The sequence below is a fragment of the Allobaculum sp. genome, from assembly GCF_047010065.1.
In the GTDB taxonomy this organism is placed as follows: domain Bacteria; phylum Bacillota_I; class Bacilli_A; order Erysipelotrichales; family Erysipelotrichaceae; genus Allobaculum; species Allobaculum fili.
Map to the genome: position 1 here is coordinate 1 of NZ_JBKXLD010000050.1, position 16,001 is coordinate 16,001.

The window sequence follows — 16,001 nt, forward strand, 5'->3', positions numbered from 1 at the left end:
AATTATCCCAAGGAGGCGGTCGAGAAAATACCCGTCTTTTATTTGACGCTTACTCTGAACCGACCGGACTCTGCAGGGAGGATCAATATGATTTGACCGAAAGACAGAAATCCTATTTAAAAACGAAAAGGAGAATTTTCATGAAGCCGGAAAACGCAGAATACAATTCTTTAAAAACCAGGCAGACGGTTTCGAAGCCTGCATCCAGAACCGGGATGACACTGGCGATGCCCCTTCTGATTGCGGCGGTCAGCCTGAGCAGTTTTGGCTTTTGCGCACTGCAGGCCAAAACAAGTGCAAAAAAGCAGGCAGAGAATTCGGCCAGCCGGACCGTTCTTTCGGATACACTTTCCACGATGGCTGTACATCTGCGGGCTACCGTGGAAAAGAGCACGCAACCGGACGAAGAAAAAATTAACCAGCGCGAAAAGCCGGAGCAGATTAGCGACGAAACGTTTTACGCGCTCAAGGAAGCGGCCTTAACCCCTGGGCCCGATCAGCAGAAAGCCTACGCTCTCTTTCTGGACGCCGATCAGTACACCGATGCGCTTCTCGCCTTTTTCCTTCGCGATCCGGATCGATACGATTTCATTCGAACCTGGCCGCAATCGGCAGACGCACAGTATCAGACCCCTGTCTCTTCCCTTCAGGAAAGTCTGAAGAGCGTCCCGCGCCTTTTACAGTGGGACATACGCTGGGGCTGGCAACCGCTGGCCGATACCATGATCTGGGTGGGCGGATGCGGCCCGACGTGCCTGTCGATGGTCGCTTCCTGGCTCAAACAGGATCCGACCCTGACGCCGCGGGTTCTAGCCGATCTGGATGTTGCGCTTGGCGATTACTATTCCGGAATGGGCACCTCCTCCGCCTTCTTTCCCGAAGCCGCTGATGCGCTGGATCTGAACTGTGAAACGCTGCCGGTAGATACGAACGCGCTGCGGCAGGCGCTGGAAGCCGGCAAGCCTGTTATTTTGCACATGCTTCCGGGCACATTTACCCGAACGGGTCATTTCATCGTGACGACCGGTCTGGGAAATGGACAGCTTCGCATCAACGACCCCAATTCCATCCGTCACAGCGATACGCTCTGGGACATCGATGCGGTTCTTAGCGAGTGTTCCGAGCTTTGGGCTTTCTCCAATCCGCAGTAAAACCGCAAACTCTAAGAATCTGTTTCTCTGGCAGTCTCCTGTTTTGGCAAGGCTGCCTTTTCTTTTTTGTTCCCGATCCAGGCCGTCAGGCCATCGGCGGTTTCAATTTTCATGCAGCCGTGAAAACTCTGCAGATGGACCATGCCATGATCCGCGGTATTCAGACGATCAATGCCCAGTTCGCTCAGGCGCAAAAGTACTTCATTGGACGGATGCCCGTACCGGTTTTTATAGCCGGCGGAAATCAGAGCCAGCTGGGGATCGCATTCTTTTATGAAGTCCCAGGAAGAACTCGTCGAAGAGCCGTGATGACCAAGTTTCAGCACGTCCGAAGACAGGACATACCGATCGAGCAGCTGCTCTTCGATCGCTGTCGAAGCATCGCCCGTCCAAAGATAGAAAAAGCCGTCGAAGGCGAAGCGGCTGATCAGGCTCTGATCGTTTTCGTCGTCGGGATCGGCCTGTCGCTGCGGCAGCAGCAGTTCGAATGGATAGTCGACCGGAACGATCTGGCCGCTTTCCTCGATCTTCTTCTTTACGGGAAACTGTTCGCAAAGCGAAGCCGCCGCTCCGTTATGGTCAAAGTCGCCATGCGTTACGATCAGCGCGTCGAGCTGAGAAATCTGGCGGCTTTGAAAAAACGGGATAAACAGCTCGGAGGCATTGTCATGATTAAATCGCCCGGCGGCATCGATCATAACAACGCTTTTCATGAAAGGCTCCACCAGGACAGTGGCGTCTCCCTGTCCAACGGAAAGCATATACACGTGATAAAAAGGATCAAAATGCCATATTGCCGGATAAAGGCCAAAGAGCACCAGACAAAGCAGTGCTCTGCCCTTGCTCCATTTCCAGCAGATCGCCATCAGCACCATGCAGAGCAGCACGAAATACCAGAGCGGTGCCATTCCATGCAGATCGAAGGCTTCAAACGAAACATCCAGAGACGACAGGCCCTTCTCCAGAACCGTGCCCCACTCTTCCCAGAACAGACCGAGCAGACTCAGCAGGAAAAGCCACCCGAAGAGCTGCCTCAGCCACGTAAAGGCCAGCAGGAAAAACAAATTGACCTTGCCCGTAAAGGCGATCTGGCAAAGAATGCAGACACAGGAAGAAACAAAGCGCTTTGGACCGCTCCCTTCTACAAACCGCGTAAAAAACAAAATGGCGCCCGGCAAAACCAGACTCATGCTTCGTGCAGACTGCGGACAGATCAGAAGCATAGTCAGAATAGAAAAGGACAGGCGTTTAGCCCGATTTTCAAAGAGCGTTGAAGCGATCAGAAATACCGCCATGCGCATCACGGAAATCGAAACCGGAACGATCAGCGCAAATCCGCCAAGAATTCCAAACACCGCCAGACTGACCTGCGGTTTATACAGTCTTCTCGACAGCCGCTTTTTTATTACCCCCAGCAATCCCATCAGCGGCAGTCCGAGCGTCCCGATCCAGTCCAGTTCGTCTTTGTCGTTTATCCCGTAAATCAGCAGGCGATACAGCGACGCAGCTCGTCTCGAATTTACAAAGCGCCAGACTCTGGCTTTTATCGTTTCCGGTTCCTGTCGTCTGGCTTTTTCTGGATGAGCCAGATTCTGCGCCTGTGGAGTATTCTGATCGTCCTTTGGAGGGGCTGCGCTGTAGTAAATCCCCTTTTGCGCCACGTAGCGGCCAAAGCTGAACAGACCGATATTGTCCGCCGAATGGATGCGTTCAAAATCCGAAAGAAACACGGTCTGATCCAGAATGAAGGATTCCGGTTCATAAACGATTACCGAATCCCGTTTATTCGAAGCCATCGCATAGCCGGATCGAATTTCACAAATCCGGTATTCTCCCTCCTGCGGCACGCGCCGGGAAGCCGCGGCTGATCCCATGAGAACACCGATCGCGAAAGCGCCCAGTCCAATCCACACCAGGACAGGCCAGCCGTGACGAAATCGCCAGTTCAGCCATAAGGCCCCTGCCAGAATGGCAGCCACGCAGAGCCAGAATCGATCAATCCATAAAATCAGCCAGAAAGCGATCGCCAGGCATAGCCACGGCGCATCATCCTTGCCTTTTGGTGCATTCGCCCAGGCTTTCCCTTTTTCCCACCCATTTTTCCAGCGGCTCTGTCCTCGATTTGAGCGGGCCGATAAAGCCGCAGCCGCTGGATCGACTGTCTGCGCGCGTGTCCGTTTTCTCACAGCGCGATTCGATCCTTCAGCTTTTCAAACTTCTTTTCGCCAATGCCAGGCACTTCCATCAGATCTTCCAGTTTGAAAAAGCCATGTTCTTCGCGATACGCCAGAATTTTCTGCGCCGTCGATTCGCCGATCCCCGGCAAAGTCATCAGTTCTTCCTTGCTTGCCATGGTGATTCGAATCGGCTGCGCCTGGGGATCGGCTTTCTTTTTGGCGATCACAATCACTTCATGCGCTTTCACTTCTTCCTGAAGGGAAACGCGGGAAAGATCCGCGCCTTCGGTTTCCCCGCCCGCTTCTGCAATCAGATCCTGAATCGTCGCCCCATTTTTGATCGTGTAAACATCCGGAGCGACGACTTCGCCTTTGATTTCCGCTTCAATCGTATCGGGCGCCTGCTTCTCTAACGGCATCAGAGAAAGTCTTCCCGAAGACGACAAGAGCAGCAGAGCACAAAGACAGAACGGTCCGCTCATTTTCTTCAGCCACTTCATATCCAGATATACGAAAGACTGTCCTTCAATATTGTTTTTTTTCCTCTTTGAAGCCGTTTTGTTTTGAATCCGTCGGATCCGACTATCTTTCTATACGGCAGAACGGCAGGCTGAACGCACAAAAAAACGGATCCATTCCTGATGATGAATCCGTTTTTCTCGAAAGATAAAGCTCAATTGTGCTGAATTATCGGGAAATCGATTTAATCATTAAGCGAATTCCGACAATCATAAGAACGATCGTTCCGCCCAGCTCAAGAAGGGCGGGAGCAGAAGCCAGCAGTCCATTTAAGCTTCCCATCTGATTTTCAAGAACCATCAGTCCGCCCGTCAGCACTGCCGCATTCGTAACGGAAGCGGTTAATGCTTTGGATACTTTTGTTTTCGACAGATGATTTGCGATAAAGGAAGCAAAGGAATCCTCTGAACTCGTCCCCATAAAATGAGCCACCAGAGATACAGGAATATTCAGAACCGCCGTTCCGGCTATCGCGCACTGCACGGCTTTAAGCAGAATTTCCCATGTGCTGTTGCTCTTGCTCCAGGTGACCAGATAGTTATTCAGAATTACCCCGCATCCAAGCGTGAGAATTCCAACAATAATTTTGCCGCCTAAACCATTTCCTCCAGTTTTGGGGATGTACTGTGAAATGAGCGAAATTACAAACAGAAGGCAAACCAGTTCTGCACATTCTGTGAAAAACAGGGTCTTGTCATTCGCATAAATATCGTGAATCCCCGCGAAATTTTCCAGCTGATCCACGAAAGGCAATCCTTTAATATTGATGAAATCCCCAAAGCAGGCAATGATCACCAGGTAAAGAATCATCACTGCAATCAAGCCTTCAATTACTTTGTCGAACCCGTAATCATCGGAACCCGCCATTTTAAAAAACAGTGCGTTCAGAAAGACGAGTGCGAGAACCATAACGATCACAGTCAAAATAATGTCCATAATCTCCTCATTTCCAGCTGTACATTCTGGCTGACCCGGCTTTACTGCACAATCGAAACTCTGCCGGAGGCGTCCACGCAGCACATCTTATCGGTATAGACTTCGATGAATTGGTAGCCCCCCCGCATAGCCAGCGACCTGGCTTTTTCCATTCCATTTGGAAGAGGCTCATTTCTTTTGTAGTGGGTGATAATTCCTCCCGCATAGTCGAGAGAATGGACTTCATAAGGAACCCCTAAATAGCACTTGCTGACAATGCCCAGCATGTAGCCTTCCAGCTCAATATCCGGAAGTTCGGCATTGATCTGGTTCAGAATTTCTTCTAACTGATGACGGTTATGAACATGTCCGCCGGCGTCCAGTTTGTGAATCAAATTCATATATTCACTGGAGCGCTTTTTTCGCAGCAGTCTTTCCCGCTGGGCCATGTCAAACTGTGTTTTTGTTCTGCTCTTCGGTTTCGAGGCAGATAAGGTTGTTTTCGCCTGCTCCTGCGGCTTCTTCAGCATTGGAATTGGCACAGCAACTCTCCTCCATTCACCTTTTATTGCACTCTCTTCAATTGCATTCTCTGCTTCTGCATGACTTTGCATCGGCTGTCCAGGAAGGCTTACAAATTCAGCCCGATCGCAGCAGCTCCATGGATCGATCCGGGTAAAAGCGTTTCCTGTCTTTTCCGTCAGAAAATAAGCACTTAGATCAGCACTTTACGGCGGCGCTCGCCTTTTTTCTCGCTCAGTACAGAGTCGCCGATTGGTTTTCCGGATGCAGGAACCGCTTTTTCTTTTCCCCAGTTTCGTATAGCTTCAATTTTTTCCGGACTGGTCTGAGAAAGCGGAACTACATTTTCAAAAGCTTCTACGATATTTTTCGCATCCAGACGGAACTCGGAATTTGCGAGTTTGCGATAAGCGAGATCTCGAACTGTGGATTCCAGATCGGCTCCTGTAAATCCATCGGTGATATCCACAATCTGGTCAGCAAATTTTCCGGTAAAGTTCACTCTCAAGTACTTTCTCATGTAAAGCGTCAGGATATCACGCCGCTCATCTGCCGTAGGAAGATCCACAAAAAAAAGCTCGTCAAATCGGCCCCGGCGCAGAAGTTCACTGGGGAGCATACTGACGTCATTGGCTGTGGCTACTACAAATACTGGTTTCTTGCATTCCTGAAGCCAGAACAAAAACTGTCCGACCATACGCGTGGAAACCCCGCCGTCTCCAGACGGGCCTGTTGCACCGGATAATCCTTTTTCGATTTCATCGATCCACAAAATGCACGGCGCTACGTTTTCTGCGGTTGTCAGCGCATCTTTTAACTGCTGTTCGGTCTGGCCGACATAGCTTCCCTGCACAGTCGCAAAATCGAGCCGGTATAAAGGCAATTCCCAGTTTGCGGAAATCGATTTTGCGGACAGTGATTTTCCGCATCCGGGTACTCCGACCAGAAGAATTCCTCTAGGCGGCTGAAGTCCCATCGCCCGTAAGAACTCCCTCTTTTCCGGAGTCATGAGGCTCTTCTTTTCATCCAGCCATTTTTGCAGACCAGCCAGACCGCCGACATTTTTTACCGATGGATCGACTACGATTTTTTCCAAACCAGAAATATCGGAGAAAAGCTTGTCTTTTGCATACCGGATTTCCACAAGATCGGATTTCAGAACTTCTCGTTTTGCGATCAGCGAAACCAGAACATTTTCTGCTTCGACCTGCGAAACGCCAGCCAGGGCCATTGCTGCTTCTTTCACGTCGCTGTCATCCCATTCGACGAAAATCGAGCTCCTGTAGTCGTTCAAAACCCGGTTGATAATTTCATACATTTCTTCTTCGTCAGGAAGGGCCACGTCAATGAGCATTCCCTGACGCTGCAAAGTATTCCAGAGCGTGTTGGTCGTCAGCAGGATAATCTGACCGCCCGTTTCATTAGCTAAATTGACCAGAGCCAGAAACGCCCTTGAATCCGAATTCTCTGTACTCAGATCCGGGAGCTCGGTGAATACTATGGTTAAATTTGAGCGTCTTGACATTTGTTCAGTAATAAATTCCAAAGCAGAATAAAGAGACTTATCGTCAGTCGCTGACTTTTTGGTTTTTAAGTCATAAACCCCTTTTGTAGACGTATGAACAAAATAAGGAATTTCTTTCTCTTCACTGACTTCTCCAAGCATGTTTAAAACTCTGGCAATTTCTATGGAATGAATAGTTACCAGCGGTATGCGAGCCGTCGCGTATTGAAGCATGCTTTTTTTTGCTTCCTGTAGGGCGCTCATATGATTCTTACTTCCTTTCAAGCTTTAAAATGGTTCACTTTATTATTTCGAATCAGGTATCCCAACTTTCCGGTCCTGTCGCTTTTTGCGGATTTTTCCAGCGAACTCTGGAACGTATCTGCCTGTTTTTTAATCATATCCATGTACTGAATTCGATAGTTTTCCGGCACCGCTGGAATGTTCACGGCCTGATAAAGAAATTCAATCTCTTTACGTAAAGTATGTAAGGACTGGATTATGGCTCGTTCATCCGAAGCATGGGCCATGTTTCGAGAAAACGTGTCATTGGCAGCATTGAGCCGATAATTTACAGCTTCTACCAGTTTCTCGGAAAAACGCTGAGCAACTCCGCTTTGCCAGGACAGGGTCCCTCTATGAAGAATATCGATAATCTCTGCATTGCGAGAGCATCGCTTCAGTTCTTCAAAGACAGGTACCCATTCATAATATGTAGCCGGCGCTTTCATCCTTACTTATCCCTTTTCTTGCGATTGATCATCAAATGAGGCGGCTCAATATCCCAGTCTGGAAGGCCTTTAGCCAGCGCGGACTGTTTTTCCATGCTATCCAGCATCGATTGCAGGGCAAGATTCGATGCCTCGCCCACAGGCTTTTGAGGAGCGGATTCCTGCTTTGGACTTTCGGTAAAGAAATTATCAAATTCAAGTACAGCAGCGTCTTCTTCAAAGGCAGCAGGTTCTTCAATTTCTTCTGCCGGCTTCGCCTGAGCACTGCTGGAGGTATCTTCCGGGAAAGGATTTTCCGTTTCCTGAAGATCTGGTAAGGATTCGAATGTAACCTGCGGGAAAGCGTCCAGAACTTCCTCGCCGGTTACGGACGGCTCTGTCTGGTCATTCTGAGGATTTTCCGTCAGTCGATGTCCGCATTGTGTACAGAAAATACAATCCGCGTTTACCGAAGCTCCGCAGAATGGACAGATATTTACGCTATTATTCGGCATATAAATTACTGATCCTCCTAGACTAATACCGATTTTCCGTTCTCGGTAAGATTCTTTACGTATTCGCTTGGAGTGATCGCCTCCAGGAAATCCAGAACCTGAGCACTCACTGCATCCTCTTTGGCAAATTCAGCACGGAAATCTACCACTTCAGCGCAGAGGGCACGTAAAGCCTGTGTTCCCTTTTCAATACGCTCATTAATTTGCTGATTAACTGCTTCTCTGCCTTTTTCGACAGCATTCTTTTTGCTGATATGCTTTACGACCAGAATGCATCCAGCAATGACTGCGATCAGACCGAACAGCATGCTTCCGGATACGAGCATGATCAGGCCAATTACTGCAATGGCGATCCCGCCGTAAAAAGCCACGGTATCCCCAGCTGTAAGTTCATACTGGGCAAGCTGTTCCGCTCTGACCGTTTCCATATTTTTTTTTAAGCCCTCGATCAATTCGTTTTCATTCTCCCCGTCTCTTGTTGAGCAGGAATATCCATCGACCGATAAATTGATCTCATCAGGAACGTTCGCTCGATTTCCTGCCACAACATCCTGATATCCTTCAAGAATCCATTCTTTAGACAGCGAAATAGCGAACTTCTGGGTGGAAGGGGACGCATGGGAAATTTCCGGCTTCATTGCCGAATCGGTCAGCAGCTGAGTGAAATCCTTCTTCTCCTCGAAGGCCGTTTCCTCGATCTTCATTTTCTTCTGAGCGAGTTTTTCGTCCCCGCCATTATCGATAATCAGCTGTTCAAACTTTTCCTTCTTTCTCCAGGGCAGTTCTTCTTCATCGAACTCGGTAACCAGAGTTTCCAGAATCTGATCCAGCTGTTCCTTGAGAGATTCCGTTGATGATTGCTTTTTATAAATGCTGTCAAAATAGTTATAAATCGTTGTGTTCAGTATGGCGCCAGCCATCACATCGCTAAGCTGAGGCCAGGTGGAAGAACAGGCAGGCAGATACGTATATCCCTTTCCCGCATATTTCTTTTTCTTCAGCAAAATTGCGGATGCCCAGTTCTTACGCTGTGTTTCGACAAATCCAGGTTTATCCTTCAGGTGATTCAGCCACTTTTCCATTTGCGCTGTAACCAGACCTTTTGTATCCTGCCCAAGAAGCCCGCTCGCATAAGCATCCAGAATAATAACCGCATTACGATTCAGGTTTTCAGAATCCTGATTTTCCATGAATCGGCTTACCCACTGGAGCGTCGCCTGTTTGCGGTCAGCTCTGCGCGTTACAAGCGAGAAAAACAGTGAAGTTTTCTCATCATCTCGGTGAATCGCTTCCTTAACCGCTCTATCCGCCAGGGGTTTGTCATCCGAAATCCAGGCGGCTAAGGCAACCAGACACGGTGCCAGCCAGTAGCGGGGCGCCTCTACCAGTAAATTTTCAGAAATTGTAGAAATTGTTCCTTTTCGGACCAGATCAAGGTCGGTCGCCTGTAAAATTCCGATACAGCTGCGCCGAACTTCATCGTAATGTCCGTATTCTTTTTCCAGTTCCTGGCGAATGGAAATGATCGTAGTTCTTGCCTGCTGCAGGCGATTCGCCTTCAGCTGAGCATCTACGTACTTGAGAAATTCTCCCTTTAGTTTCTCTACTTCGTCGTATACCACGCGTACGTTTGAATCGACGTTCATAACGTGTTTGTTCGTCGTCACTACATCTTCATGAACGACGCGAATCCCGTCACTAAGAACCTCTAAATTCTTTCCAATGGTGGAAAGATCTGCAGTCTGAATGATTCTGTCAGCCATTATTTCCTCTCCCTTTGAAACGCGCCTGCCTTAGTAACCCTTGCAAGCCAAAGTACAACCGATTCAACACAGGTTTGAAAGCGGTTCGAATATATTTAACTTATTACCATTCATAATGAATTTCATAATATTTTTTTATTTTGAAAGAGATTGCTGGATTTTTAATGAATTGAACATGTAAACGCCGCTTTTGGGTCCTTCTTCATTGCGTTTAGTCCTTCCATCAAAATCGTTGCGTTTCATTCTTCAATCAAGATAATCTACTATGGTTTTGTTTTTTAACAGGCATGGAGATCGATGAAATCCATCTTCCAAATTCTCGTTCTAAACTAGTCAGGCGAGTCTCAGACGGTATTCCAGACATTTCAATTTCCTTAAATGCGCGAAAGATCGACGCCTTCGGTTTCCCCGCCGGCGGCCACAATCAGATCCTGGATCGTCGCACCATTTTTTATCGTGTACACATCCGGGCGGGCGGCTTTGACTTTGATTTCTGCCTGAATCGTATCGGGCGCCTGCTTTTCTAACCGCATGGGAAAAAGTCCTCCCGAAGACGACAAAAGCAGCAGGGTGCAAAGACACAGCGCTCCTCACATTTTCTTCAGTCATTTCATATCCCGATATACAAGTCTCTGTCCTTCAATTTCGTTCTCTTTCTTTTCAACTTTCAGGTAATGGCTCTACCCTCGATTAAAGGCTGTTTCCTTCATAGATAAGTTCCTTCGCACTACCCTTAGAAAACAAGAAATCCGTTAAAAAAAGATCAGATAGCAAAATAAAACCGTGTCATAACTTAGACTTTTTGAACTTTCTTCTTTTTCCAGAATAAGGTAATGGCAGTTGCACATTACGATTGCGATTTGGGAGTGAATTGGTAATTTTCGAGGCCGATATTGTCCCGAAAATCGAGGCGGATATAATTATTGAAAAGAAAAGCGGTTCCAAAAGGTCTACCTTATGGAACCGTTTTTATATTCTCGATACCTTCTGTAGAAGGTTGTTTTTTTCATTCCCGACTGCTCCAGAGCTTCATTCAGGGATAATTCTTTCTTTTCCCACTGACATACCACGTATTCAAAGTTCTGCGGAATCGGCTTTCTTGGCCACCCAAAGGCTTTTCCTCTGGCTTTGGCGGCGGCAATTCCTTCTTTCTGCCGTTCTTTGATGGCGTTTCGTTCCGTTTCTGCCACGAAGGAGAGCAGCTGGAGAACCAGATTGCTGATGAGCGATCCAATCAGATCGTTCTCTTTTCGGGTATCCAGAAGCGGCATTGTGATCACAAAGATATGAACGTGATATTCCCTGGTCAGCAGCCGCCACTGCTCCAGTATTTCTTCAAAGTTCCGGCCGAGCCGGTCAATACTGTGGATGACCAGCAAATCCCCTGGCTTCAGTACGCTAAGAAGTTTCTGGTATTCGGGTCTTTCGAAGTTTTTACAGGAGGCTTTATCGAGAAATACTCGATCGATGTCCATACCCGTTAGTGCATCCATCTGTCGGTCTTCACACTGATCCTTTGTGGAAACGCGAAGATAGGCATAATTCATATTCATCACCTCAGCATGGATAATCCCATCCTGAGCGAGAAATAAGGTGTCTTATGAATCCGGTCTCCAGAAAGTTCCGTCAGATCGCAAAGTGGTCCTCCAAAGTCCCTGAGAGGGACCATAACTCTCAGAGCAAAACCAGAATCAGCTGCCCCATAATTTTCTGCACCGTCTTCTGACGAACTGATCGTCAGTTTTTTATATTTAGTAGCAAGTCTGGGTAGGATAAGCCTTACCAAGGTTCACAACCAATCCAGAAACAAGAATCAGGAAGTCCGATTTACCTGACAGGTAGTAACGTAAACCACTGGCTATACTGTTACTGAATACTTATGAAATCGTGATGACCGTTTGGATGGCACTGGCCGGCTTCGCGGAAAAGATCAGCAGTATTACATTATTCGAAGCTGCAGAAGACTGTCTGCGCAAACCGACCATCTCGTCAGTTCCTTTTCAAACGCAGCAAGAAACACTTCTAGTCCCGCAAGCGAGTTGGTGCAGAAGGATCCATCTCTAACCATAAAATGAGGAGGATACGAGCTATTCATTCTATTAAGTTACGGGACAAGTGAGGACGTGAGTTTTACCACATGAAAAAAACAGTCCTGTACGGACCGATTCTGGTTTTCTTCAAGGTAAATCCCCATGAAAATCAGAAAGATCCCAGGACTGGCTTTTGCCAGACGGAATGGAAGTACGCCAGTAAATCCGGCGCTTCGGAATTTTTTCAATTGGCTGTTTGTTTATTTTGGTTAGTTATGCGCCATAGGCGGAGTCTCTTCAAGCCAGTCCAGATCTATGTCCGAGTAGGCAATAACCGGTGTATACCAGACGATGCCTTCGTCCTTCCAGCCAACAGAAATCAGATACTCTTTTTCCTTCGTGTTAGAGGTGAGGTTATGACGCCCAGCTTGTGCGTTCGGGTTGTACTGCCGGTAGACTGGCGTATCTGTCTCAGGTGAGCAGTACCAGGCGGTTCCTTCCTGGGTCCAGCCAAGTTTGCCAAGCGCATCGTATTCTTTTTTATCCATTGTGAAATGATGATCGCCGGCATTTGGATCATAGAGACGATAGACCGGCTGTCTGGACGTGTCCGATCCCAGCCAGCCATAGCCTTCGCCTTGCCAGCCCTGATCAATCAGAAACTGGCGTTCTTTCTTATCGGAAGTGTAAAAATGCTCGCCTGAATTCGGGTTATACAGGCGGAAAACAAACGGATCGTCCGATACCACAAAGTTCATGAAAAAGTTCATATCCACAAGTGCTGGCAGCCCATCATTTTTAAACCGTTCACAGGTTTCCTTCGAATATTCCAGTCCATAGTACATATAGTAGTTACCAGCCTTCTCGACGTGCAGCACACCGTCTGCATCGACCTCAATCACGCCCGGACGATTTACCCAGGTAACGTCATACTCTACTGGAACACCCTTGTAATACGTCTTCGTGAACTCCAGCTTCAGCTTGTCTCCAGTACGAAGGTACTTATCACCTTCGTTGAGAAGCTCAAAGTCATTATCTGCATCTTCTTCTTTAGCCGGAGTACGGCGAACGGCCTGAGGCGAATCCTCAGCCGCGTAAACAGGGGCCATGAGGCTGCCCATGTCAAGCGACAGGACCGCCAAAGATGACAACAGTTTGTTCATGCTGTTTCTCCTCCTTTGTCAAGTAATGCATATCTCCACGATAGCATGATTAGAGCTGGCTCCTGATTATGCAGGCAAGGTATGTATAGACATACGGACTCTTGTCCCCTTTTCCGCTTTTTGTGTTTCGAGTTAAGCGATTTCACTTGGTTTGCGTCCTGAAATTCCCCTCAGAAAGCCCCTGATTTTTCCGAACTTCGAGCCCCGTGTTCCTGTTTTCGACCTTTTTCCGCTTCTGTTACAGACGAATCCGATCGCGAAGCTTTTCAAACTTTTTCTGACCGATACCCGGAACGTTCATCAGCTCTTCGACGCAGGTGAAAGGATGCAGTTCACGATAGGCGAGAATCCGGCTGGCGCTTGCTTCTCCAATGCCCGGCAGTTCCATGAGCTCGTTTTGATCGGCGGTATTGATGCTGATTCGATCAGGCTGGCCGGATTCCGTTTTCGCCCGTATGAAAATCACTTCCTGAGAACGCACTTCCCGTCCAAGCGGCCAGTCGTCTGGATCCGCACTGTCTTTCAGACCGCCGGCGACCGCGATCAGATCCTGGATTGAAGATCCGTTTGGGATCGAATACAGACCCGGATGGAGCACTTCGCCTTCAATCTGGACTTCTATGGTTTCCGGTTTTTGGCGTGAGAGAAAGACGGGCGTATTCCGTCCAACCAATGCCATCCCAAGCAGTCCGGCAAACAGAAAAAATCCAATGTTTTTATACAGTCTTCCCATGTCCATTTATACGATCCGTCTCTTTTTCAAAACGGATGCATCGGTTTGCCGTCATAAGCATGCACTGGAATCTTTGGGCATTTTGCTTTTCCTTACCCAGTCTTTTTCAGATACTGACGAAGAAAGAGATGGCTCAAATCTGTTGAATTTTTGTATCTGGCCCATACCCGGATGGAAGATTTACACAGGTCCTTAAGCACCGGAGTCATTTTCATTCTTTCCCCTCCAGGATCATGCCTCTGCCTTTTTGGGCAGACGATCCAAATGGCGTGCAGCCTTTTCAATTGCCTCTTTTTCGAACACTCTGTCCTTTTTTGGTCCCCTCAGGCCGCCGCACCCATTTGGGTTTTCTGTGCTAAACAAAAACCGGATCTGCCGCTCGTAAGAGAAGATAAATCCGATTTTATATTGGTCCTGCGTTCTGGAGGTGCAAAAAAATGGCCAGCTGCGAGGCTGCTGAAAAAGTCTCTTTAAATTCCGGCATACATAAGTAAATTGTATGTCGGAATTTTTATTTGCCTGGAGTATCCGCACCGATGATAGAATTTATTAATATTTAGAATTAATTTTATTATATATTATTGTATAGTATTTATAGGATGGTGAAGTTTATGTTGAATAACTCGAATACTCTGACTCTTAGCTACAGCCCTTACCTTGATCTTTACGACATTTTGATTCCCAAAACGAACTTCTGGCGAATGCTTAAGGAAAATGTCGATTTTTCCTTTATTCGGGATATCGTTGGCGAGAACTATACACAGGATTATGGAAGAACGGCGGTCGATCCTGAATTTATGCTTAAGCTTTTGCTTCTTAAAGCCGCTCACTTGCTCTCCGATCGTGATTTGATCCATAAGGCAACCGTCGACCTCGAAATGAAGTTCTTTCTTGGTCTGGATCCTGAAGAGACGAAGATTATCGATCCCTCTCTTCTTTCCAAATTTCGCTCTACTCGTCTCCCACAGGACCTTGTTCTTGATGACCTCATCAAAAGGTCGGTCGATCTGGCACTGGAAAAAGGGGTTATGAGCGCGAAAAATGTAATCATTGTAGATTCAACGCATTCAAACTCTTGTTTTAGACATATCTCTCCCAGAGAAGAGCTTCTCAAACGCTGCAAGGCTGTGCGAAAAACAGCTTATTCTTTTGATTCTTCCCTGACAGAACAGATGCCTTCGAAGAAGAAGGCAAATTCCGGACTGGTTGAAGACACCGTTTCCTATTGCGAAGAGGTGATTCAGGCTATTCAGAACAATCCGCAGCTGGCTCAGGTGCCGGCTGTCGCCGAAAGAATTCATTACCTTCAAGAAGCGATGGACGAAATTTCCGTTGAGCTTGAGTACTCGAAGGAACAGGATGCCAGAGTTGGACATAAAACTGCGGACTCCTCCTTCTTCGGCTTCAAAAGCCATTTGGCTATGACACCCGAAAGAATCATCACTGCAGCGGCGATCACTTCCGGAGAAAAAAACGATGGAAAACAGCTGGAAGAACTCATCGCAAAAAGTCGTGAGAATGGAATTGAAGTCGAAGCGGTCGTCGGAGACGGTGCTTATGCAGAAAAAGACAACCTCGAATTCACCCAAGAGAACGGAATTAAACTCGCTGCCAGGCTCAATGCCACGGTGACTCATGGAACACGCAGAGAAGAAAACAAATTCGAATTCAACAAAGATGCCGGAATGTACGTTTGCCCAGCTGGACATCAGGCAATCCGTAAAGCGCGGGGAGGTCAGAAAAAAGCCAAGAATGGATCGAATACGCAGGTTGAAACATATTACTTCGATGTAGAGCGCTGTAAACACTGTCCGCTCAAAGAAGGGTGCTACAAAGAAGGAGCAAAATCAAAAAGCTACTCCGTCAAAATCAAAAGCGATATTCACCTTGAGCAGATGGCGTTCATGGAGACAGAAGAATACCAGGAACTGATGCATGAGCGTTATAAAATCGAAGCGAAAAATGCCGAGCTTAAACAGAACTATGGATACGGTAAGGCGAGCGGAGGCGGGCTGAATTCAATGAAACTGCAGGCGGCCGTTACGATCTTTCTGTCAAACATCCAGCGAATTTTTAAGCTTTCGGAAAATCCCTGGGATAAGTGCGCCCAAAATTCGGAAAAAACGGACTTATCCACCGAATAATGGGGATATCTCACCCCCATTACCGGCTTTTTCGAAAATTATCATGCACATATCAAGCACAAACCCAACGAGGGCGTCTTTGACGCAACTTCGCTGGGTTTAATTTTATTTCACGGATTTTATACTTCAAAAAACGGGACTTTTTCAGCAGCCTC

The 16,001-nt window shown here is 47.5% G+C and carries 14 protein-coding genes; 2 read left to right on the forward strand and 12 right to left on the reverse strand.

Annotated features, from left to right (window positions below):
- Positions 1 to 140: 140 nt before the first annotated feature.
- Positions 141 to 1,151, forward strand: coding sequence for a C39 family peptidase (locus ACLUYS_RS05795; protein ID WP_412659362.1), 1,011 nt, complete (start codon positions 141 to 143; stop codon positions 1,149 to 1,151).
- An 11-nt stretch (positions 1,152 to 1,162) separates the two neighbouring features.
- On the opposite strand, the gene ACLUYS_RS05800 is transcribed toward ACLUYS_RS05795, so the two are convergent.
- From ACLUYS_RS05800 to ACLUYS_RS05855, 12 genes are all read right to left on the reverse strand, one after another.
- Positions 1,163 to 3,337 (reverse strand): ComEC/Rec2 family competence protein, encoded by a 2,175-nt coding sequence (locus ACLUYS_RS05800; protein ID WP_412659363.1) that lies wholly within the window; start codon positions 3,335 to 3,337, stop codon positions 1,163 to 1,165.
- Positions 3,334 to 3,828: a helix-hairpin-helix domain-containing protein gene (locus ACLUYS_RS05805; RefSeq protein WP_412659364.1), complete on the reverse strand. Its 495-nt coding sequence runs from the start codon at positions 3,826 to 3,828 to the stop codon at positions 3,334 to 3,336. Before ACLUYS_RS05805 ends, ACLUYS_RS05800 begins: the two co-directional genes overlap by 4 nt.
- A gap of 187 nt (positions 3,829 to 4,015) precedes the next feature.
- Entirely contained in the window at positions 4,016 to 4,783 is a 768-nt protein-coding gene (locus ACLUYS_RS05810) for a hypothetical protein (protein WP_230266475.1), read from the reverse strand.
- 41 nt (positions 4,784 to 4,824) lie between these two features.
- Entirely contained in the window at positions 4,825 to 5,304 is a 480-nt protein-coding gene (locus ACLUYS_RS05815) for a hypothetical protein (RefSeq protein ID WP_230266474.1), read from the reverse strand.
- 173 nt (positions 5,305 to 5,477) lie between these two features.
- Complete coding sequence (locus tag ACLUYS_RS05820) at positions 5,478 to 6,809, reverse strand: AAA family ATPase (RefSeq protein ID WP_230266472.1); 1,332 nt, start codon at positions 6,807 to 6,809, stop codon at positions 5,478 to 5,480.
- 260 nt (positions 6,810 to 7,069) lie between these two features.
- Positions 7,070 to 7,519: a hypothetical protein gene (locus ACLUYS_RS05825; protein WP_230266471.1), complete on the reverse strand. Its 450-nt coding sequence runs from the start codon at positions 7,517 to 7,519 to the stop codon at positions 7,070 to 7,072.
- Positions 7,520 to 7,521: 2 nt separating this feature from the next.
- Positions 7,522 to 8,013, reverse strand: coding sequence for a zinc ribbon domain-containing protein (locus tag ACLUYS_RS05830; RefSeq protein ID WP_230266470.1), 492 nt, complete (start codon positions 8,011 to 8,013; stop codon positions 7,522 to 7,524).
- Between the two features lie 17 nt (positions 8,014 to 8,030).
- Positions 8,031 to 9,776, reverse strand: coding sequence for a hypothetical protein (locus ACLUYS_RS05835; protein ID WP_230266468.1), 1,746 nt, complete (start codon positions 9,774 to 9,776; stop codon positions 8,031 to 8,033).
- A gap of 374 nt (positions 9,777 to 10,150) precedes the next feature.
- Complete coding sequence (locus tag ACLUYS_RS05840) at positions 10,151 to 10,309, reverse strand: SLBB domain-containing protein (protein ID WP_230266467.1); 159 nt, start codon at positions 10,307 to 10,309, stop codon at positions 10,151 to 10,153.
- 417 nt (positions 10,310 to 10,726) lie between these two features.
- On the reverse strand, positions 10,727 to 11,329 hold the full coding sequence (locus ACLUYS_RS05845; protein ID WP_230266466.1) for a recombinase family protein: 603 nt from the start codon (positions 11,327 to 11,329) through the stop codon (positions 10,727 to 10,729).
- Between the two features lie 746 nt (positions 11,330 to 12,075).
- Positions 12,076 to 12,969 carry a hypothetical protein gene (locus ACLUYS_RS05850; protein ID WP_230266465.1) on the reverse strand — a complete coding sequence of 298 codons (894 nt, stop codon included), beginning with the start codon at positions 12,967 to 12,969 and terminating at the stop codon, positions 12,076 to 12,078.
- A 238-nt stretch (positions 12,970 to 13,207) separates the two neighbouring features.
- Positions 13,208 to 13,708 carry a helix-hairpin-helix domain-containing protein gene (locus tag ACLUYS_RS05855; RefSeq protein ID WP_412659365.1) on the reverse strand — a complete coding sequence of 167 codons (501 nt, stop codon included), beginning with the start codon at positions 13,706 to 13,708 and terminating at the stop codon, positions 13,208 to 13,210.
- Between the two features lie 605 nt (positions 13,709 to 14,313).
- Here ACLUYS_RS05855 and ACLUYS_RS05860 point away from each other — a divergent pair.
- On the forward strand, positions 14,314 to 15,846 hold the full coding sequence (locus ACLUYS_RS05860) for an IS1182 family transposase (RefSeq protein ID WP_412659366.1): 1,533 nt from the start codon (positions 14,314 to 14,316) through the stop codon (positions 15,844 to 15,846).
- The last annotated feature ends 155 nt before the right edge of the window (positions 15,847 to 16,001 follow it).